The 14,232-nt window shown below is 53.6% G+C and carries 27 protein-coding genes; all 27 read right to left on the bottom strand.

Translation table 11 applies throughout. The annotated features are described in order from the left end of the window. Nucleotides 1-47: 47 nt before the first annotated feature. The gene (rplQ, locus tag COO92_RS15000) at nucleotides 48-479 is read right to left on the bottom strand and encodes a 50S ribosomal protein L17 (RefSeq protein ID WP_101303398.1); all 432 of its coding nucleotides are present in this window, start codon (nucleotides 477-479) and stop codon (nucleotides 48-50) included. Nucleotides 480-667: 188 nt separating this feature from the next. Next, nucleotides 668-1,684, bottom strand: a complete 1,017-nt coding sequence (locus tag COO92_RS14995) for a DNA-directed RNA polymerase subunit alpha (protein WP_022734169.1) — start codon at nucleotides 1,682-1,684, stop codon at nucleotides 668-670. 119 nt (nucleotides 1,685-1,803) lie between these two features. Next, nucleotides 1,804-2,199: a 30S ribosomal protein S11 gene (gene rpsK, locus COO92_RS14990; protein WP_022734168.1), complete on the bottom strand. Its 396-nt coding sequence runs from the start codon at nucleotides 2,197-2,199 to the stop codon at nucleotides 1,804-1,806. Between the two features lie 17 nt (nucleotides 2,200-2,216). Continuing rightward, a complete protein-coding gene (gene rpsM, locus COO92_RS14985; protein ID WP_022734167.1) occupies nucleotides 2,217-2,585 on the bottom strand; it encodes a 30S ribosomal protein S13 in 369 nt (122 codons plus the stop codon). 120 nt (nucleotides 2,586-2,705) lie between these two features. After that, a complete protein-coding gene (locus COO92_RS14980) occupies nucleotides 2,706-3,350 on the bottom strand; it encodes an adenylate kinase (protein WP_101303396.1) in 645 nt (214 codons plus the stop codon). A 35-nt stretch (nucleotides 3,351-3,385) separates the two neighbouring features. After that, nucleotides 3,386-4,732: a preprotein translocase subunit SecY gene (gene secY, locus COO92_RS14975; RefSeq protein ID WP_101303394.1), complete on the bottom strand. Its 1,347-nt coding sequence runs from the start codon at nucleotides 4,730-4,732 to the stop codon at nucleotides 3,386-3,388. 83 nt (nucleotides 4,733-4,815) lie between these two features. Continuing rightward, nucleotides 4,816-5,301, bottom strand: coding sequence for a 50S ribosomal protein L15 (gene rplO / locus COO92_RS14970; protein WP_022734164.1), 486 nt, complete (start codon nucleotides 5,299-5,301; stop codon nucleotides 4,816-4,818). Nucleotides 5,302-5,330: 29 nt separating this feature from the next. Continuing rightward, nucleotides 5,331-5,525: a 50S ribosomal protein L30 gene (gene rpmD, locus COO92_RS14965; protein WP_022734163.1), complete on the bottom strand. Its 195-nt coding sequence runs from the start codon at nucleotides 5,523-5,525 to the stop codon at nucleotides 5,331-5,333. A 6-nt stretch (nucleotides 5,526-5,531) separates the two neighbouring features. Further along, nucleotides 5,532-6,110 (bottom strand): 30S ribosomal protein S5, encoded by a 579-nt coding sequence (gene rpsE / locus COO92_RS14960; RefSeq protein ID WP_022734162.1) that lies wholly within the window; start codon nucleotides 6,108-6,110, stop codon nucleotides 5,532-5,534. A gap of 11 nt (nucleotides 6,111-6,121) precedes the next feature. After that, nucleotides 6,122-6,475 carry a 50S ribosomal protein L18 gene (rplR, locus tag COO92_RS14955; protein ID WP_022734161.1) on the bottom strand — a complete coding sequence of 118 codons (354 nt, stop codon included), beginning with the start codon at nucleotides 6,473-6,475 and terminating at the stop codon, nucleotides 6,122-6,124. 11 nt (nucleotides 6,476-6,486) lie between these two features. Beyond that, the gene (rplF, locus tag COO92_RS14950; protein ID WP_022734160.1) at nucleotides 6,487-7,020 is read right to left on the bottom strand and encodes a 50S ribosomal protein L6; all 534 of its coding nucleotides are present in this window, start codon (nucleotides 7,018-7,020) and stop codon (nucleotides 6,487-6,489) included. 12 nt (nucleotides 7,021-7,032) lie between these two features. Next, a complete protein-coding gene (gene rpsH, locus COO92_RS14945; protein WP_022734159.1) occupies nucleotides 7,033-7,431 on the bottom strand; it encodes a 30S ribosomal protein S8 in 399 nt (132 codons plus the stop codon). A 12-nt stretch (nucleotides 7,432-7,443) separates the two neighbouring features. Continuing rightward, nucleotides 7,444-7,749 carry a 30S ribosomal protein S14 gene (rpsN, locus tag COO92_RS14940; RefSeq protein ID WP_022734158.1) on the bottom strand — a complete coding sequence of 102 codons (306 nt, stop codon included), beginning with the start codon at nucleotides 7,747-7,749 and terminating at the stop codon, nucleotides 7,444-7,446. Between the two features lie 14 nt (nucleotides 7,750-7,763). Next, entirely contained in the window at nucleotides 7,764-8,303 is a 540-nt protein-coding gene (gene rplE / locus COO92_RS14935; RefSeq protein WP_022734157.1) for a 50S ribosomal protein L5, read from the bottom strand. An 11-nt stretch (nucleotides 8,304-8,314) separates the two neighbouring features. Then, nucleotides 8,315-8,632 carry a 50S ribosomal protein L24 gene (gene rplX, locus COO92_RS14930; protein ID WP_022734156.1) on the bottom strand — a complete coding sequence of 106 codons (318 nt, stop codon included), beginning with the start codon at nucleotides 8,630-8,632 and terminating at the stop codon, nucleotides 8,315-8,317. Then, on the bottom strand, nucleotides 8,632-9,000 hold the full coding sequence (rplN, locus tag COO92_RS14925; protein ID WP_022734155.1) for a 50S ribosomal protein L14: 369 nt from the start codon (nucleotides 8,998-9,000) through the stop codon (nucleotides 8,632-8,634). The genes rplX and rplN overlap by 1 nt, the downstream gene beginning before the upstream one ends. A 34-nt stretch (nucleotides 9,001-9,034) precedes the next feature. Then, complete coding sequence (rpsQ, locus tag COO92_RS14920; RefSeq protein WP_008892183.1) at nucleotides 9,035-9,268, bottom strand: 30S ribosomal protein S17; 234 nt, start codon at nucleotides 9,266-9,268, stop codon at nucleotides 9,035-9,037. Nucleotides 9,269-9,294: 26 nt separating this feature from the next. Further along, on the bottom strand, nucleotides 9,295-9,495 hold the full coding sequence (rpmC, locus tag COO92_RS14915; RefSeq protein WP_022734154.1) for a 50S ribosomal protein L29: 201 nt from the start codon (nucleotides 9,493-9,495) through the stop codon (nucleotides 9,295-9,297). A 6-nt stretch (nucleotides 9,496-9,501) separates the two neighbouring features. Further along, the gene (rplP, locus tag COO92_RS14910; RefSeq protein WP_022734153.1) at nucleotides 9,502-9,921 is read right to left on the bottom strand and encodes a 50S ribosomal protein L16; all 420 of its coding nucleotides are present in this window, start codon (nucleotides 9,919-9,921) and stop codon (nucleotides 9,502-9,504) included. A gap of 12 nt (nucleotides 9,922-9,933) precedes the next feature. After that, on the bottom strand, nucleotides 9,934-10,620 hold the full coding sequence (gene rpsC / locus COO92_RS14905) for a 30S ribosomal protein S3 (protein WP_022734152.1): 687 nt from the start codon (nucleotides 10,618-10,620) through the stop codon (nucleotides 9,934-9,936). Further along, a complete protein-coding gene (rplV, locus tag COO92_RS14900; RefSeq protein ID WP_022734151.1) occupies nucleotides 10,620-11,000 on the bottom strand; it encodes a 50S ribosomal protein L22 in 381 nt (126 codons plus the stop codon). Before rplV ends, rpsC begins: the two co-directional genes overlap by 1 nt. 2 nt (nucleotides 11,001-11,002) lie before the next feature. Then, nucleotides 11,003-11,281 (bottom strand): 30S ribosomal protein S19, encoded by a 279-nt coding sequence (gene rpsS, locus COO92_RS14895; RefSeq protein WP_022734150.1) that lies wholly within the window; start codon nucleotides 11,279-11,281, stop codon nucleotides 11,003-11,005. A 16-nt stretch (nucleotides 11,282-11,297) separates the two neighbouring features. Further along, nucleotides 11,298-12,125 (bottom strand): 50S ribosomal protein L2, encoded by an 828-nt coding sequence (gene rplB, locus COO92_RS14890; RefSeq protein ID WP_022734149.1) that lies wholly within the window; start codon nucleotides 12,123-12,125, stop codon nucleotides 11,298-11,300. A 4-nt stretch (nucleotides 12,126-12,129) separates the two neighbouring features. Next, nucleotides 12,130-12,432 (bottom strand): 50S ribosomal protein L23, encoded by a 303-nt coding sequence (locus COO92_RS14885; RefSeq protein ID WP_022734148.1) that lies wholly within the window; start codon nucleotides 12,430-12,432, stop codon nucleotides 12,130-12,132. After that, the gene (gene rplD, locus COO92_RS14880; RefSeq protein WP_022734147.1) at nucleotides 12,429-13,049 is read right to left on the bottom strand and encodes a 50S ribosomal protein L4; all 621 of its coding nucleotides are present in this window, start codon (nucleotides 13,047-13,049) and stop codon (nucleotides 12,429-12,431) included. Before rplD ends, COO92_RS14885 begins: the two co-directional genes overlap by 4 nt. Nucleotides 13,050-13,054: 5 nt before the next feature. Then, nucleotides 13,055-13,771 (bottom strand): 50S ribosomal protein L3, encoded by a 717-nt coding sequence (rplC, locus tag COO92_RS14875; RefSeq protein ID WP_101303392.1) that lies wholly within the window; start codon nucleotides 13,769-13,771, stop codon nucleotides 13,055-13,057. A 16-nt stretch (nucleotides 13,772-13,787) separates the two neighbouring features. After that, nucleotides 13,788-14,096 (bottom strand): 30S ribosomal protein S10, encoded by a 309-nt coding sequence (gene rpsJ, locus COO92_RS14870; RefSeq protein ID WP_007091508.1) that lies wholly within the window; start codon nucleotides 14,094-14,096, stop codon nucleotides 13,788-13,790. Nucleotides 14,097-14,232: the final 136 nt, after the last annotated feature.

The raw sequence follows: 14,232 nt of genomic DNA, 5'->3' as shown, positions 1-14,232 counted from the left end.
ACCGTATGGCGCCGCCCGTTTTTATTTCTTAAAGGCCGAAGCGGTGCTTATTCAGCAGATGCTTCTTCGCCTTCGCTCTCTGCTTCAACACGAGCGCGGTCTTCTGCACCCTTTGCATCGGCATTGCGTTCAACAAGTTCAATCACCGCAACCGGAGCGGCATCGCCGTAACGGAAGCCAGCTTTAAGAACACGGGTGTAACCACCCGAACGCTCTTTGTAACGCTCAGCGATTTCGCCGAACAGCTTGGCAACGATTTTGTCATCACGCAGGATCGAAATAGCCTGACGGCGTGCATGCAGGTCGCCCCGCTTGCCCAGCGTAATCAGTTTTTCGACGTAAGGGCGAAGATCTTTGGCCTTCGGAAGAGTGGTTTTGATCTGCTCGTGGGTGAGCAGCGAAACTGCCATGTTGGCAAACATCGCCTTACGATGGGACGACGTACGATTAAGTTTACGGCCGTGCATACCGTGACGCATGGTAACTCTCCTTAATAACCTGGCTTCGCTCACGAAACCGATTGTAAAACCGCGCCGCCACCCTGATCAAAGCCAGGTCATGCACGTGCGGTGTGGGCAACTAGCCCGCCGGAAACGCCAAACAATTTGGTTTTCCCGGTTTGGAGCATAAATGCTCCGATCACGACCCGAAGGCCGAAGACCCGTTATTAAAACGGATCTTCGAACTTACGAGCGAGTTCTTCGATATTTTCCGGCGGCCAACCGCCGACTTCCATACCGAGATGCAAGCCCATCTGAGCCAGTACATCTTTAATTTCGTTCAGCGACTTACGGCCGAAGTTCGGCGTACGAAGCATTTCTGCTTCGGTCTTCTGAACAAGATCACCGATATAGATGATGTTGTCGTTCTTCAGGCAATTTGCCGAGCGGACCGAAAGTTCAAGCTCGTCAACCTTACGAAGAAGGTTACGGTTGAACGGCAGTTCGTCTTCTTTCTTCTCTTCGACAACCGCTTCCGGCTCATCGAAGTTGACGAACAGCGACAGCTGGTCCTGAAGGATACGAGCAGCCAAGGCAACCGAATCTTCCGGGGTCAACGCACCGTTGGTTTCAACGGTAAGTGACAGCTTGTCAAAATCGGTATCCTGACCAACACGGGTGTTTTCCACCTTGTAGGCCACTTTACGGATCGGGCTAAAGATTGCATCGATCGGAATAAGACCAATCGGTGCATCCGAAGAGCTGTGACCGCTTGCTGCGACATAGCCTTTACCGTTATCAACGGTAAATTCGATATTCAGCGTCGCACCATCATCAAGATGGCACAGCTCGAGATCCGGGTTAAGGATTTCGATGTCAGCACCGGTCTGAATCTGACCTGCGGTGACGGCACCAGGGCCGGTCGCCTTCAGGGTCATTTTCTTTGGACCTTCGGCATGCATACGCACGCCCATGGTCTTAATGTTCAAGATGATGTCGGTGACATCTTCACGGACACCCGGGATCGACGAAAATTCGTGCAATACGCCGTCGATCTGGATCGCGGTAACCGCTGAACCCTGGAGCGACGACAGCAGAATGCGACGCAGCGCGTTACCCAGAGTCTGACCAAAACCGCGCTCCAGCGGTTCCGCCACGATCGTACCAACGCGGCTGGCGTCTGTACCCGGAGTAACATCAAGCTTGGTCGGCTTAATCAGTTCCTGCCAGTTCTTTTGAATCACGAGACCCACCTTCGCAACTGGAGCCTAATATAAGGAGAGCAAGTTTTGCCCTCATGAGAAACGCGAAGGGGCCCGGGTGCACCGGGCCCAAACGCGGGGTCGTCCGCAGATCGACGCGATTAGACGCGACGACGTTTACGCGGACGGCAACCGTTATGCGGAATCGGCGTTACGTCTTTGATCGACGTAATCGTGAAACCAACAGCCTGAAGCGCACGCAGTGCAGATTCACGTCCCGAACCCGGGCCTTTAACCTGTACTTCAAGAGTTTTCATGCCGTGTTCTGCAGCTTTTTTACCTGCATCTTCGGCAGCCATCTGTGCAGCATATGGTGTTGATTTACGCGAACCGCGGAAACCCATACCACCAGCGGTCGACCAGGAGATGGTATTCCCCTGAACGTCAGTGATGGTAATCATGGTGTTGTTGAAGGTCGCGTTTACGTGCGCGATACCGTTCGTAATGTTCTTGCGCTCGCGACGACGTACACGAGTCTGCTGAGGAGCTTTCGCCATTGTCTCTGTCCCCTACCTTACTTCTTCTTGCCTGCGATCGGCTTAGCCGGTCCCTTGCGGGTGCGAGCGTTGGTGTGGGTACGCTGACCGCGTACCGGGAGACCGCGACGATGACGCAGGCCGCGATAGCTGCCCAGATCCATCAGACGTTTAATGTTCATTGCGGTTTCACGACGAAGGTCGCCCTCGACGGTGTAATCAGCGTCGATGACTTCACGAACCTTGAGAACCTGGTCATCAGAGAGCTGATGAACACGGGTTGCTGCTTCGATTCCAACCTTAGCGCAAATTTCTTTAGCTTTCGCCGGGCCAATGCCGGTGATGTAGGTAAGCGCAATCACGACGCGTTTAGCAGTCGGGATGTTCACGCCAGCAATACGAGCCACTGTGTGAGACTCCTGTTTCCTGTTAACAAACCCTGCGGCAGATCCGGTTGGGTAGAGCGCTGCAAAAGCGGGCCAGCATTACTGCCAACCCGCCAGCAAAAAGACGCCCTGCCCGGGAAATTACCCCAGGATGGCTTCAATCTCGCGCGTAACTTCGTCGATTTCAGCCATCCCGTCAACTGTTTTCAGCTTACCGACCTTTTCATAGTAAGGAATGATCGGTGCTGTTTGCTTGTGATAAGCTTCCAGCCTTGAGGTGACCGTCTCGGCGGTGTCATCCGCGCGACGTTTGAATTCAGCGCTTTGACATACGTCGCAGACACCTTCTTCAACCGGTTTCTGGAACTCGTCATGGTATCCCTGCCCGCATTTGGCACAGGTATAGCGACCGACAACACGGGCCACCAACGCTGCATCATCCACACGCAGTTCAATCACATAATCAAGTGCCAATCCTTTGGTTGCCAGCATATCGTCCAAGGCTTCCGCCTGGGCCGTTGTGCGTGGGAACCCGTCCAGGATGAAACCGTTTTTGGTATCATCCTGGTCAAGTCTTTCGGAAATCAGACCGATCATAAGATCGTCGGATACGAGTTTCCCCGCGTCCATGACTTCCTTTGCCTTCTGCCCCAGTTCCGTGCCAGCTGCTACCGCTGCACGAAGCATGTCGCCCGTTGAGAGCTGAACCATGCCGCGTCCTGTTTCAAGACGCTTTGCCTGAGTACCCTTGCCCGCGCCGGGAGGGCCAAGAAGGATAATGTTCATGTTCGTCCGTCCCCCTGATATCCGTGGTCGCTTCTTTATCGGCGGCGACCACGCAGTTTGGATTTCTTGATCAGGCCTTCATACTGATGAGCCAGCATATGAGACTGAACCTGTGCAACGGTATCCATCGTAACCGTTACAACGATCAGCAAGCTAGTCCCACCAAAGTAGAAGGGCACAGACCATTCTGCGATCAGAAGCTCTGGCAAGATACAAACGAACGCCAGATAAGCTGCACCGATCACCGTCAAACGGGTCAGAATGAAATCCAGATGATTCGCGGTATTTTTCCCCGGACGGATCCCCGGAATAAAGCCACCGTGTTTCTTCAGGTTGTCTGCCGTATCTTCCGGGTTGAAAACAACCGCCGTGTAGAAGAAGGCAAAGAATACGATCAGGCCGATATAAAGCGCGATATACAGCGGCTGTCCACGACCAAGCAGCGCAGTCGCCGTTGTCAGCCACGCCGGTGCATCAACACCCGTGGTAAACTGTGCCACAGAAAGCGGCATCAGGAGCAACGAGCTTGCAAAGATCGGCGGGATCACACCGGCAGTGTTGATCTTGAGCGGCAGGTGCGAGCTCTGACCTTCCATAACCTTCATGCCAACCTGGCGTTTGGGATACTGGATCAGAACGCGGCGCTGTGCACGTTCAACAAAGACGATGAAGGCAATAACTGCAACCGCCAGAACGATAATCGAAATGATCGCCAAGGCAGAAATGGCGCCGGTACGTCCAAGTTCCAGGGTACCGGCAATCGCGCTGGGCAAACCGGCAACAATACCGGTAAAGATGATCAGCGAAATACCGTTACCGATGCCGCGCTGGGTGATCTGTTCACCAAGCCACATCAGGAACATGGTGCCCCCAACAAGGGTCACAACAGCGGTAAAGCGGAAGAACATGCCCGGATCATGAACAGCAGCACCGGTTGAACCGGTCATGCTTTCAAGACCAACAGCAATGCCCCATGCCTGCACCGTTGCAATCACAACTGTCAGATAGCGGGTATATTGATTAATCTTTTTGCGGCCCTGCTCGCCTTCTTTCTTGAGAGTCTCAAGAGAGGGCGAAACGGTCGTCATCAACTGAATGATAATCGAGGCCGAGATATACGGCATAATATTGAGCGCAAAGATCGTCATACGACCCAACGCACCACCGGCGAACATGTCAAACATGCCCAGAACGCCGCCTGCATTCTGACGGAAAATGTCAGCAAGAATAGACGGGTCAACACCAGGAACCGGAATATAGGTCCCCAGACGATAAACAATAAGCGCGCCCAACGTGAACCAGATACGTTTTTTAAGCTCAGTCGACTTAGTAAAAGACGACCAGTTCAGGTTCGCGGCAAGCTGCTCGGCGGCCGATGCCATGCACTCATCTCCCAATACACTAAAACTGGAGGGTCCGGTCCCGCAAATTAATGGAACCGGACCCTCACGAAGTCATTATAGGCTTATTCTGCGGTTTTTGCTTCAGCGACCGGAGCAAGAACCTTAACCGAGCCGCCGGCTTTCTCAACAGCTTCAACAGCTGCTTTGGAAGCACCGGTAATCTCGATGTTCAGTTTCGCTTTCAGTTCACCTTTAGCAAGAAGACGCAGACCGTCTTTCTGCGGACGGGCAAGGCCTTTTTCTGCAAGAAGAGCTACGGTGACATTCGCACCTTCTTCAAGATCACCGTTATCAACGGCGGTCTGAAGGGTACCAAGGTTTACAACACCGAACTGTTTCTTGAACAGGTTCGTAAAGCCGCGTTTCGGAAGACGGCGATAGATAGGCATCTGCCCACCTTCGAAGCCATTAATGGCTACACCTGAACGGGACTTCTGACCCTTCTGACCTGCGCCAGAAGTTTTGCCTTTGCCCGAACCGATACCGCGACCGACGCGGGTACGCGCTTTACGCGCACCCGGGTTATCGGCAAGTTCGTTGAGTTTCATCGTTCAACACCTTTTCGATCTGGGGTCAATCAAGCCTCGTCCACACGGACGAGATGTTTGACCTTTGCGATCATACCGCGAACAGCTGGTGTATCTTCCAGCTCACGAGTCCGGTGCATTTTGTTCAGGCCAAGACCCACAAGGGTCTGACGCTGATCTGCCGGACGTCCGATCGGCGAACCCGTCTGGGTAACGCGTACAGTCGCTTTTTTCTTAGCAGCCATATCGAATTACTCCTTTTCGAGAACGGCGGCCGCAGCCGAACCGCTATCGCGACGGGCAACGACGTCACCGACTTTCAGGCCACGCTTAGCAGCGACCTGACGCGGAGACGCACCGTTGACCAGAGCATCAAGGGTTGCGCGGATCACATTGTGTGGGTTGTTCGAACCGGTACATTTGGACACAACGTCCTGAACGCCCATGGTTTCGAAAACCGCACGCATCGCACCGCCGGCAATGATACCGGTACCAGCCGGAGCCGAGCGAAGGACAACCTTGCCTGCACCGAAATGGCCTTTGGTATCATGGTGAAGGGTACGCCCTTCACGAAGCGGAACGCGGATCATGTTGCGTTTGGCTGCTTCGGTGGCTTTACGGATCGCTTCTGGAACTTCACGGGCTTTACCCGTGCCGTACCCGACGCGACCGCGCTGGTCACCGACAACGACCATTGCGGAAAATGCAAAACGACGACCGCCCTTAACGACTTTCGCGACGCGGTTGATACCAACCAGCTTGTCGACGAGTTCGTTTTCTTCACGGGCTTTCGGCGCCTGCTGCTGCTGTTGATTCTGGTTACGTGCCATGGTCGTGCTCCTTAGAAGTCTAGACCGCCCTCACGGGCGGCATCGGCCAGAGCTTTCACTCGGCCATGGAACAAATACCCGCCACGATCGAAAACGACCGTTTTCACACCAGCTTTAACTGCACGTTCAGCAATGGCTTTGCCAACCAGAACAGCGGCTTCGGCATTACTGCCTTTGCCTGCAAGGGCTTTCTCTGCCGTCGAAGCAGCCACCAAGGTGGTGCCAGCGACGTCGTCGATAACCTGTGCATAGATGTGAGCGTTCGAACGGTGAACACAAAGGCGCGGGCGACCGGCCGCTTTCTGGCGGATCGCAAAACGAACGCGACGTTTGCGGCGCTCGAAAAGGCTTCTCACGTTTTTCATCGTGCCAGTCCTTACTTCTTCTTGCCTTCTTTGCGCAAGATATACTCGCCTTCGTAACGGACACCTTTGCCTTTGTAAGGCTCCGGACCGCGCCAGCCGCGTGCATTTGCAGCGAACTGACCGACAAGCTGTTTATCTGCGCCAGAGATGGCGACAAGGGTCGGCTTTTCAGCAACGACGCTAAGACCCGTAGGGATCTCCATTTCCACGTCGTGTGAGAAGCCAAGCTGCAGAACAAGTTTGTTGCCTTGAACCTGCGCACGATAACCAACACCAGTGATTTCCAATTTCTTGGTGAAACCTTCTGAAACCCCGGAAACGAGGTTCGAGATGTTCGCACGGGTGGTACCCCAAAGGGCACGAGCGCGCTTACTATCATTTTTCGGTTTCACCCAGATCTGGTTATCTTCCTGGGTAACGGTTACGTCCGAGGTCAGAGACAAGTTAAGCTCACCGAGCTTACCTTTTGCACTGATCTGCTCTTCGTTCAGGGTGATGGTAACGCCGTTAGGCACGACCACCGGATTTTTACCTACTCGCGACATCGTTGGCCCTCCTTAGAATACCTTGCAGAGGATTTCGCCGCCGACATTCTGTTCGCGAGCCTCCTGATCCGAAAGAACTCCTCGCGGAGTGGACAGGACTGCGATGCCCAAGCCATTGTATACCTTCGGAAGATCTTTGATCTTCGAATATACACGACGACCCGGGGTCGAGACGCGGTCGATCTGCTTAATCACACCTTCGCCCTCAAAATACTTGAGTTCGATGCTGATTTCACTGATGCCCTTGCGAATTTCACTTACATTATAACCGCGGATATAACCTTCGCGCTGGAGAACATCCAGCACACCGGTACGCAGTTTCGAAGCCGGCGAGACAACGCTGGATTTCCCAACGCGCTGACCGTTACGGATACGCGTGAGCATATCACTTACGGGATCGGTCATCGACATGTGATGTCCTCCTTACCAGCTGGATTTCACCATGCCCGGGATCTGACCACGTGAAGCAAGTTCACGAAGCGCGATACGGGACAGGCGGAATTTGCGATACACACCGCGCGGACGACCGGACAACTGGCAGCGAATACGCTGACGGATGCGGGCCGAGTTACGCGGCAGCTGGGCGAGTTTAATCACAGCCACGATACGATCCTCAGGGGACGTTTCGCGGTTGCCGATTACCGCTTTAAGGGCGGCACGCTTGGCAGCAAATTGCTTGGCCAGGCGTTCACGTTTGAGTTCACGCTCTACAGCGCTCTTCTTGGCCATGGGCCAACCTCCAGTTAGTTTCCGAACGGAAGATCAAAGCCCTTAAGAAGGGCAAGAGCTTCATCGTCAGACTTAGCCGTGGTACAAATGATGATGTCCATCCCGCGGACCGAGTCAACTTTGTCGTACTCGACTTCAGGAAAGACGAACTGTTCCTTCAAGCCCATGGCAAAGTTGCCACGACCATCAAAGGATTTTTTGTTCAGGCCGCGGAAGTCACGAACGCGCGGAAGCGCGATGGTGACAAGACGGTCCAGGAACTCAAACATACGGTCGCGACGCAAGGTCACTTTACAACCGATGTTCATGCCTTCACGAAGTTTGAAAGCCGCTACCGACTTTTTCGCTACCGTGAAGATAGGCTTCTGACCGGTGATAGCCGCGAGATCCGCAACTGCACCATCCAGTTTTTTGCGATCTTGGGTGGCGTCGCCGACACCCATATTGATCACGATCTTTTCGAGGCGCGGAATCTCCATGCTGTTCCCGTAAGAGAACTGCTCTAGGAGTGCGTCACGCACCACTTCTTTATAATGTTCGCGCAGGCGCGTCATTTTTCCGTCCCTCACTTGTCGATGACTTCGCCGCTAAGCTTCGCGAAGCGAACCTTGCGACCATCATCAAGGGTCTTAAAACCGACGCGGGTCGGCTTATTTTCTTTCGGGTCAACAATCGCGAGATTGGAAACGTTAATTTTCGCTTCCTTCTCGACAATGCCACCGGCATCAGCACCGGACGGGCGCTGGTGACGTTTCACCAGGTTGATGCCCGAAACCAGAACCTTGTTCTCGGTCGGGAATGCGGCGAGAACTTCGCCGGTCTTCCCTTTGTCTTTACCCGTCAGAACAATGACGCGGTCGCCCTTTTTAATCTTGGCAGCCATTACAGCACCTCCGGAGCGAGCGAAATGATCTTCATGTAACCACGCGAACGAAGTTCACGGGTTACCGGGCCGAAAATACGCGTTCCGATCGGCTCGCCATTCGCATTAATGAGAACGGCAGCGTTACGGTCAAAGCGGATCGCCGAGCCATCGGCACGACGAATTTCCTTTGCGGTGCGAACGATGACAGCTTTGTGAACTGCACCCTTCTTTACACGACCGCGCGGGATGGCTTCCTTAACGGAAACCACGATAACATCACCAACGTGAGCGGTTTTGCGCTTCGAACCGCCCAGCACCTTGATGCACTGGACGCGGCGAGCGCCACTATTGTCGGCAACGTCCAGATTGGACTGCATCTGGATCATGGGTTTACCCCTTGACTATGATTGGGCTGAGGACTCACTCCTCGACCACTACTTCCCAAGACTTCAATTTGGAGATCGGTTTGCATTCGCGAATGCGAACAACGTCACCCGTCTTGAAGCGGTTCTCTTCATCGTGCGCGTGGAATTTCTTCGACTTGCGCACGTACTTTTTATACAGCGGGTGCATGACCTGGCGTTCCACACGGACCACCACAGTCTTGTCGTTCTTTGTAGAAACGACTGTCCCCTGCAATACACGCCTCGGCATGTGTGTTTACTCCTCTGCGTGTCCTGTTAGGCCGCGGTCGCACCCTTCTCGTTACCGAGAAGGGTTTTGATGCGGGCGATATCACGACGGACCTGACGGACCCGCGCAGTGTTCTCAAACTGACCAGAAGCCTGCTGGAATCGCATATTGAACGACTCCTTACGCAGGTCCAGCAGCATCTGTTTTAGTTCGTCAGCGCTTTTAGCGCGGAGATCAGCAACTTTCATCACTAATTACTCCCCTTCACCAAGACGTGTGACAAACTTGGTCTTGATCGGCAATTTTGCCGCTGCCAGCTCGAAAGCTCGGCGTGCAAGATCCAACGGAACACCGTCGAGTTCAAACATAATCCGCCCCGGTTTAACGCGTGCCGACCAATACTCGATCGAGCCTTTACCTTTACCCTGACGGACTTCGGCAGGCTTCTGCGAAACCGGTAGATCCGGGAAAACGCGTATCCACACACGACCTTGACGGCGCATGTGGCGAGTGATCGCGCGGCGAGCCGCTTCGATCTGACGCGCCGTTATACGCTCCGGCTCCAAGGCTTTCAAGCCATAAGCGCCGAAATTCAGTTCGGTACCACCTTTGGCCTGCCCTTTCAGGCGACCTTTGAAGGCTTTACGGAACTTTGTACGTTTCGGAGAAAGCATATCGGGATCTCCTTACTTACGACCGGAACCAGCCGACTCGAGCGCTTTACGCTCTGAAGCCAACGGATCATGTGCCATGATTTCGCCCTTGAAGATCCAGACCTTCAGACCGCAAACACCATAGGTGGTGTGTGCTTCTGAAGTGCCATAATCAACGTCCGCACGCAGCGTGTGCAGCGGAACGCGACCTTCACGATACCATTCGGTACGAGCGATTTCAGCGCCACCAAGACGACCAGCAGCATTAATACGAATGCCACCAGCACCGAGACGCATTGCGTTCTGAACCGAGCGCTTCATAGCGCGACGGAACGAAACACGGCGCTCAAGCTGCTGGGCGATGTTATCAGCGACCAGCTTGGCATCGATTTCCGGTTTACGGATTTCGATGATGTTAACCTGCACTTCTGACTTGGTCATCTTCTGCAGATCGTTCTTGAGCTTCTCGATGTCCTGGCCTTTTTTCCCAATCACAACACCCGGACGGGCAGAGTGAATCGAGATGCGGGCTTTTTTCGCCGGACGTTCGATAATCACCTTCGAGACACCGGCCTGCTTAAGCCGGGTGAAGATGAAATTACGGATCGCAATATCTTCATGAAGAAGATCAGCGAAATCGGTCTTGTTGGCGTACCAGCGGGAATCCCAGGTACGGTTAATCCCAACGCGTAGACCGATCGGATTTACTTTTTGACCCATTACTCGGTCTCCTCACGTTCGCAAACGACGATGCGGATGTTGGAGAACGGCTTAATGATCTTGCCGACACGACCGCGTGCACGGGCGCGCCAACGTTTCATCACGAAGGCCTTACCAACAGACGCCTCTTTGATAAAGAGACGATCAACATCAAGCTGATGGTTGTTTTCGGCATTTGCGATTGCCGATTCCAGCAGCTTTTTGACGTCCTGCGAAATACGTTTGTTGGAGAAGGTCAGTTCTGCCAAAGCAGCTTCTGCCTTCATACCACGGATCGACTCGGCGACGAGGTTGAGCTTACGCGGGGAAATGCGTAAAGCCCGGAGCGAAGCAGCAGCCTCGTTATCCGCCAGCCGACGGATGTCAGCTTTCTTACCCATCGTTACTTCCTCTTCGCCTTTTTGTCGGCCGCGTGACCATAGTAGGTACGGGTCGGCGAGAATTCACCAAACTTGTGACCGATCATATCTTCGTTCACGAGCACTGGCAGAAACTTCTGGCCATTATAAACCCCAAAGGTGAGGCCTACAAATTGCGGCAAAATCGTCGAGCGCCGCGACCAGGTCTTAATTACCTCATTCCGGCCTGAGGCACGGACAGTATCGGCTTTCTTAAGAAGGTATCCGTCAACGAACGGACCCTTCCAAACGGAACGCGCCATAGTCTAGCCTCCTCCGTTAGCTCTTGTGACGACGGCGCATGATAAGCGCGTCGGTCTTTTTGTTCGAGCGGGTACGTTTGCCCTTGGTAGGCTTACCCCACGGCGTAACCGGATGACGACCACCCGATGTACGACCTTCACCACCACCATGCGGGTGATCGATCGGGTTCATGGCTACACCACGAACCGAAGGACGTTTGCCAAGCCAGCGATTACGGCCGGCTTTACCAAGGTTGATGTTTTGATGGTCCTGGTTAGACACGGCACCAATGGTAGCCATGCATTCACCACGAACCAAACGTACTTCACCGGAGGACAGCTTCAGCTGGGCGTAACCCTGATCCTTACCAACAAGTTGCACATAGGCACCTGCTGAACGTGCGACCTGACCACCTTTACCGGCTTTCAGTTCGACGTTATGGATAATGGTACCGACCGGAATATTCTTCAGCGGTGCGGCATTGCCCGGCTTAATATCTACGCGTTCAGCGGCAACAATCTTGTCGCCAATTGCGAGACGCTGTGGTGCTAGGATGTAGGCCAATTCGTCGTCAGAATAACGAACCAACGCGATAAACGCGGTGCGGTTCGGATCATATTCCAAACGCTCGACGGTACCGACAATATCAAACTTGGTACGTTTGAAATCGATCATACGGTAACGACGTTTGTGACCACCACCAATACGGCGGGCGGTGATACGACCAGTGTTGTTACGGCCACCTTTCTTGCGAAGACCTTCGGTCAACGCTTTAATCGGCTTGCCCTTGTGGAGATCAGAACGATCGACAAGAACCAGCTGACGGCGACCAGGAGAGGTTGGTTTAAACTTCTTCAAAGCCATTGTCTTAGATTCCCGTAGTCACATCGACGGAATGACCCTCTTCGAGGGTTACCATCGCTTTCTTGAAATCGCTCCGACGACCGGAAATACCGCGAAAACGCTTGGTCTTTCCTTTTACCACAGAGGTATTGACCGCCTTGACCTTCACCCCGAACAGACCTTCCACAGCAGCCTTAATCTCCGGCTTGGTGGCGTCGATCGCGACTTTGAACGCAACAGCGTTGTGTTCAGAAATCAACGTCGACTTTTCAGTAATATGCGGGGCGCGGATGACTTCGTACATCCGCTCTTTGCTGATGATCGTCATTTGAGACGTGCCTCCAACGCTTCGACCGCACCCTTGGTGAGCACCAAGGTGTCACGGCGAAGGATGTCATAGACGTTAGCACCGATCTCAGGCAACACATCAATTTGCGGGATATTGCGCGCAGCGCGAGCAAAACCTTCGTTGACCTGCGTACCATCAATGATCAATGCAGACTTCCAGCCGAGTTTGTTGAAAACTGCAACCAGACTCTTGGTTTTAGCATCCGAGAATTCCGCATTATCAAGAACGATAAGCTTACCGTCCTTTGCTTTAGCCGACAGAGCGGTTTTAAGCGCGAGCTTACGGAATTTCTTGGTCAGATCGTGTGCGTGATCGCGAACACGCGGACCATGCACAACCCCACCACCACGGAACTGTGCTGCCTTACGGGAACCGTGACGAGCACCGCCACTACCTTTCTGACGCACGAACTTTTTCGTGGTTGCGGAAATTTCCGACTTTTCTTTTACCTTATGGGTACCAGCACGGCGTTTTGCCAACTGCCAGTTCACCATACGGTGCAGAACGTCGCGACGTACTTCCAGACCAAAGATCTCTTCTGCGAGATCAATGTTACCGGCCTTGGAAGCGTCAAGTTTAAGAATGTCGAGCTTCATGATGCTTATTCCTTATCCTCGGCGACAGCTTCTTCAGCAGCCGGGGCAGCACCCTTAAGCGCGGCTGGGAACGGAAGACCTTCCGGCGCAGCACGTTTCACAGAATCCTTAACAAGGACATATGCGCCCTTGTGACCCGGGACTGCACCATGAATCAGGATCAGACCTTTTGCTTCGTCAGAAGTGACGATTTTCAAGGACTGAACGGTAACACGTGCGGCACCCATGTGACCTGCCATCTTCTTACCTTTGAAGACGCGGCCCGGATCCTGACACTGACCAGTGGAACCATGCGAACGGTGCGATACAGACACACCGTGCGACGCACGAAGACCACCGAAGTTGTGACGCTTCATCGCACCGGCAAAACCTTTACCGATGGAGGTGCCGATTACGTCAACGTACTGACCATCAACAAAGTGAGTAGCAGAAAGTTCTGCACCAACTTCGATCAGGCCATCTTCGCTAACGCGAAATTCAGCAAGTTTGGCTTTCGGCTCAACCTTGGCTTTGGCGAAGTGACCGCGCATCGGCTTCGATACGTTTTTCACTTTCGCTTTGCCATAACCAAGCTGAACAGCGACGTAGCCGTCGAGTTCATTGGTACGGTTGGCGACAACCTGAAGATCTTCGACCTTCAGAACTGTTACAGGAAGGTGGGAACCATCGTCGTTAAAGACGCGGGTCATGCCGACCTTCTGGGTAATAAGTCCACTACGCATTGCGGCTTACTCCCGATTAAAGTTTGATCTCGACGTCGACACCGGCAGCAAGGTCGAGCTTCATAAGAGCATCAACGGTTTGCGGGGTCGGGTCGACAATGTCGAGAAGACGCTTGTGCGTACGGATTTCAAACTGCTCACGCGATTTCTTATCGATGTGCGGAGACCGCAGAACAGTGTATTTTTCGATGCGGGTCGGCAGCGGAATTGGGCCGCGGACCTCTGCGCCAGTGCGCTTCGCCGTATTGACGATCTCGCGCGTGGACTGATCCAGCACGCGATGGTCAAACGCCTTAAGGCGAATGCGAATGTTCTGACTATCCATGTAATTATGTACCGGAGCCCTCAAAAGGACACCGGCCCCTCAACTGGAGTTGACGATTGCCGCAAAAGTATAGCGGGCGGCCTATGTAGCCGCCCGCCACACAAAGATCAAGAGAAAAATTACTCGAGGATCTTAG

This window comes from Thalassospira lohafexi (assembly GCF_002844275.1).
GTDB lineage: Bacteria > Pseudomonadota > Alphaproteobacteria > Rhodospirillales > Thalassospiraceae > Thalassospira > Thalassospira lohafexi.
The sequence above is the reverse complement of the archived record's forward strand: the minus strand, read 5'-3'. Positions and strand labels throughout refer to the sequence as shown.

Bases quoted from the DNA above. Each gene is read 5' to 3' on its own strand.
- rplQ (WP_101303398.1), bottom strand. From the start codon at position 479: ATGCGTCACGGTATGCACGGCCGTAAACTTAATCGTACGTCGTCCCAT.
- rpsK (WP_022734168.1), bottom strand. From the start codon at position 2,199: ATGGCGAAAGCTCCTCAGCAGACTCGTGTACGTCGTCGCGAGCGCAAG.
- COO92_RS14980 (WP_101303396.1), bottom strand. From the start codon at position 3,350: ATGAACATTATCCTTCTTGGCCCTCCCGGCGCGGGCAAGGGTACTCAG.
- secY (WP_101303394.1), bottom strand. From the start codon at position 4,732: ATGGCATCGGCCGCCGAGCAGCTTGCCGCGAACCTGAACTGGTCGTCT.
- rplO (WP_022734164.1), bottom strand. From the start codon at position 5,301: ATGAAACTCAACGAACTTGCCGATAACCCGGGTGCGCGTAAAGCGCGT.
- rpmD (WP_022734163.1), bottom strand. From the start codon at position 5,525: ATGGCTGCTAAGAAAAAAGCGACTGTACGCGTTACCCAGACGGGTTCG.
- rpsE (WP_022734162.1), bottom strand. From the start codon at position 6,110: ATGGCACGTAACCAGAATCAACAGCAGCAGCAGGCGCCGAAAGCCCGT.
- rplR (WP_022734161.1), bottom strand. From the start codon at position 6,475: ATGAAAAACGTGAGAAGCCTTTTCGAGCGCCGCAAACGTCGCGTTCGT.
- rplF (WP_022734160.1), bottom strand. From the start codon at position 7,020: ATGTCGCGAGTAGGTAAAAATCCGGTGGTCGTGCCTAACGGCGTTACC.
- rpsH (WP_022734159.1), bottom strand. From the start codon at position 7,431: ATGTCGATGACCGATCCCGTAAGTGATATGCTCACGCGTATCCGTAAC.
- rpsN (WP_022734158.1), bottom strand. From the start codon at position 7,749: ATGGCCAAGAAGAGCGCTGTAGAGCGTGAACTCAAACGTGAACGCCTG.
- rplE (WP_022734157.1), bottom strand. From the start codon at position 8,303: ATGACGCGCCTGCGCGAACATTATAAAGAAGTGGTGCGTGACGCACTC.
- rplX (WP_022734156.1), bottom strand. From the start codon at position 8,632: ATGGCTGCCAAGATTAAAAAGGGCGACCGCGTCATTGTTCTGACGGGT.
- rplN (WP_022734155.1), bottom strand. From the start codon at position 9,000: ATGATCCAGATGCAGTCCAATCTGGACGTTGCCGACAATAGTGGCGCT.
- rpsQ (WP_008892183.1), bottom strand. From the start codon at position 9,268: ATGCCGAGGCGTGTATTGCAGGGGACAGTCGTTTCTACAAAGAACGAC.
- rpmC (WP_022734154.1), bottom strand. From the start codon at position 9,495: ATGAAAGTTGCTGATCTCCGCGCTAAAAGCGCTGACGAACTAAAACAG.
- rplP (WP_022734153.1), bottom strand. From the start codon at position 9,921: ATGCTTTCTCCGAAACGTACAAAGTTCCGTAAAGCCTTCAAAGGTCGC.
- rpsC (WP_022734152.1), bottom strand. From the start codon at position 10,620: ATGGGTCAAAAAGTAAATCCGATCGGTCTACGCGTTGGGATTAACCGT.
- rplV (WP_022734151.1), bottom strand. From the start codon at position 11,000: ATGGGTAAGAAAGCTGACATCCGTCGGCTGGCGGATAACGAGGCTGCT.
- rpsS (WP_022734150.1), bottom strand. From the start codon at position 11,281: ATGGCGCGTTCCGTTTGGAAGGGTCCGTTCGTTGACGGATACCTTCTT.
- rplB (WP_022734149.1), bottom strand. From the start codon at position 12,125: ATGGCTTTGAAGAAGTTTAAACCAACCTCTCCTGGTCGCCGTCAGCTG.
- COO92_RS14885 (WP_022734148.1), bottom strand. From the start codon at position 12,432: ATGACGATCATCAGCAAAGAGCGGATGTACGAAGTCATCCGCGCCCCG.
- rplD (WP_022734147.1), bottom strand. From the start codon at position 13,049: ATGAAGCTCGACATTCTTAAACTTGACGCTTCCAAGGCCGGTAACATT.
- rplC (WP_101303392.1), bottom strand. From the start codon at position 13,771: ATGCGTAGTGGACTTATTACCCAGAAGGTCGGCATGACCCGCGTCTTT.
- rpsJ (WP_007091508.1), bottom strand. From the start codon at position 14,096: ATGGATAGTCAGAACATTCGCATTCGCCTTAAGGCGTTTGACCATCGC.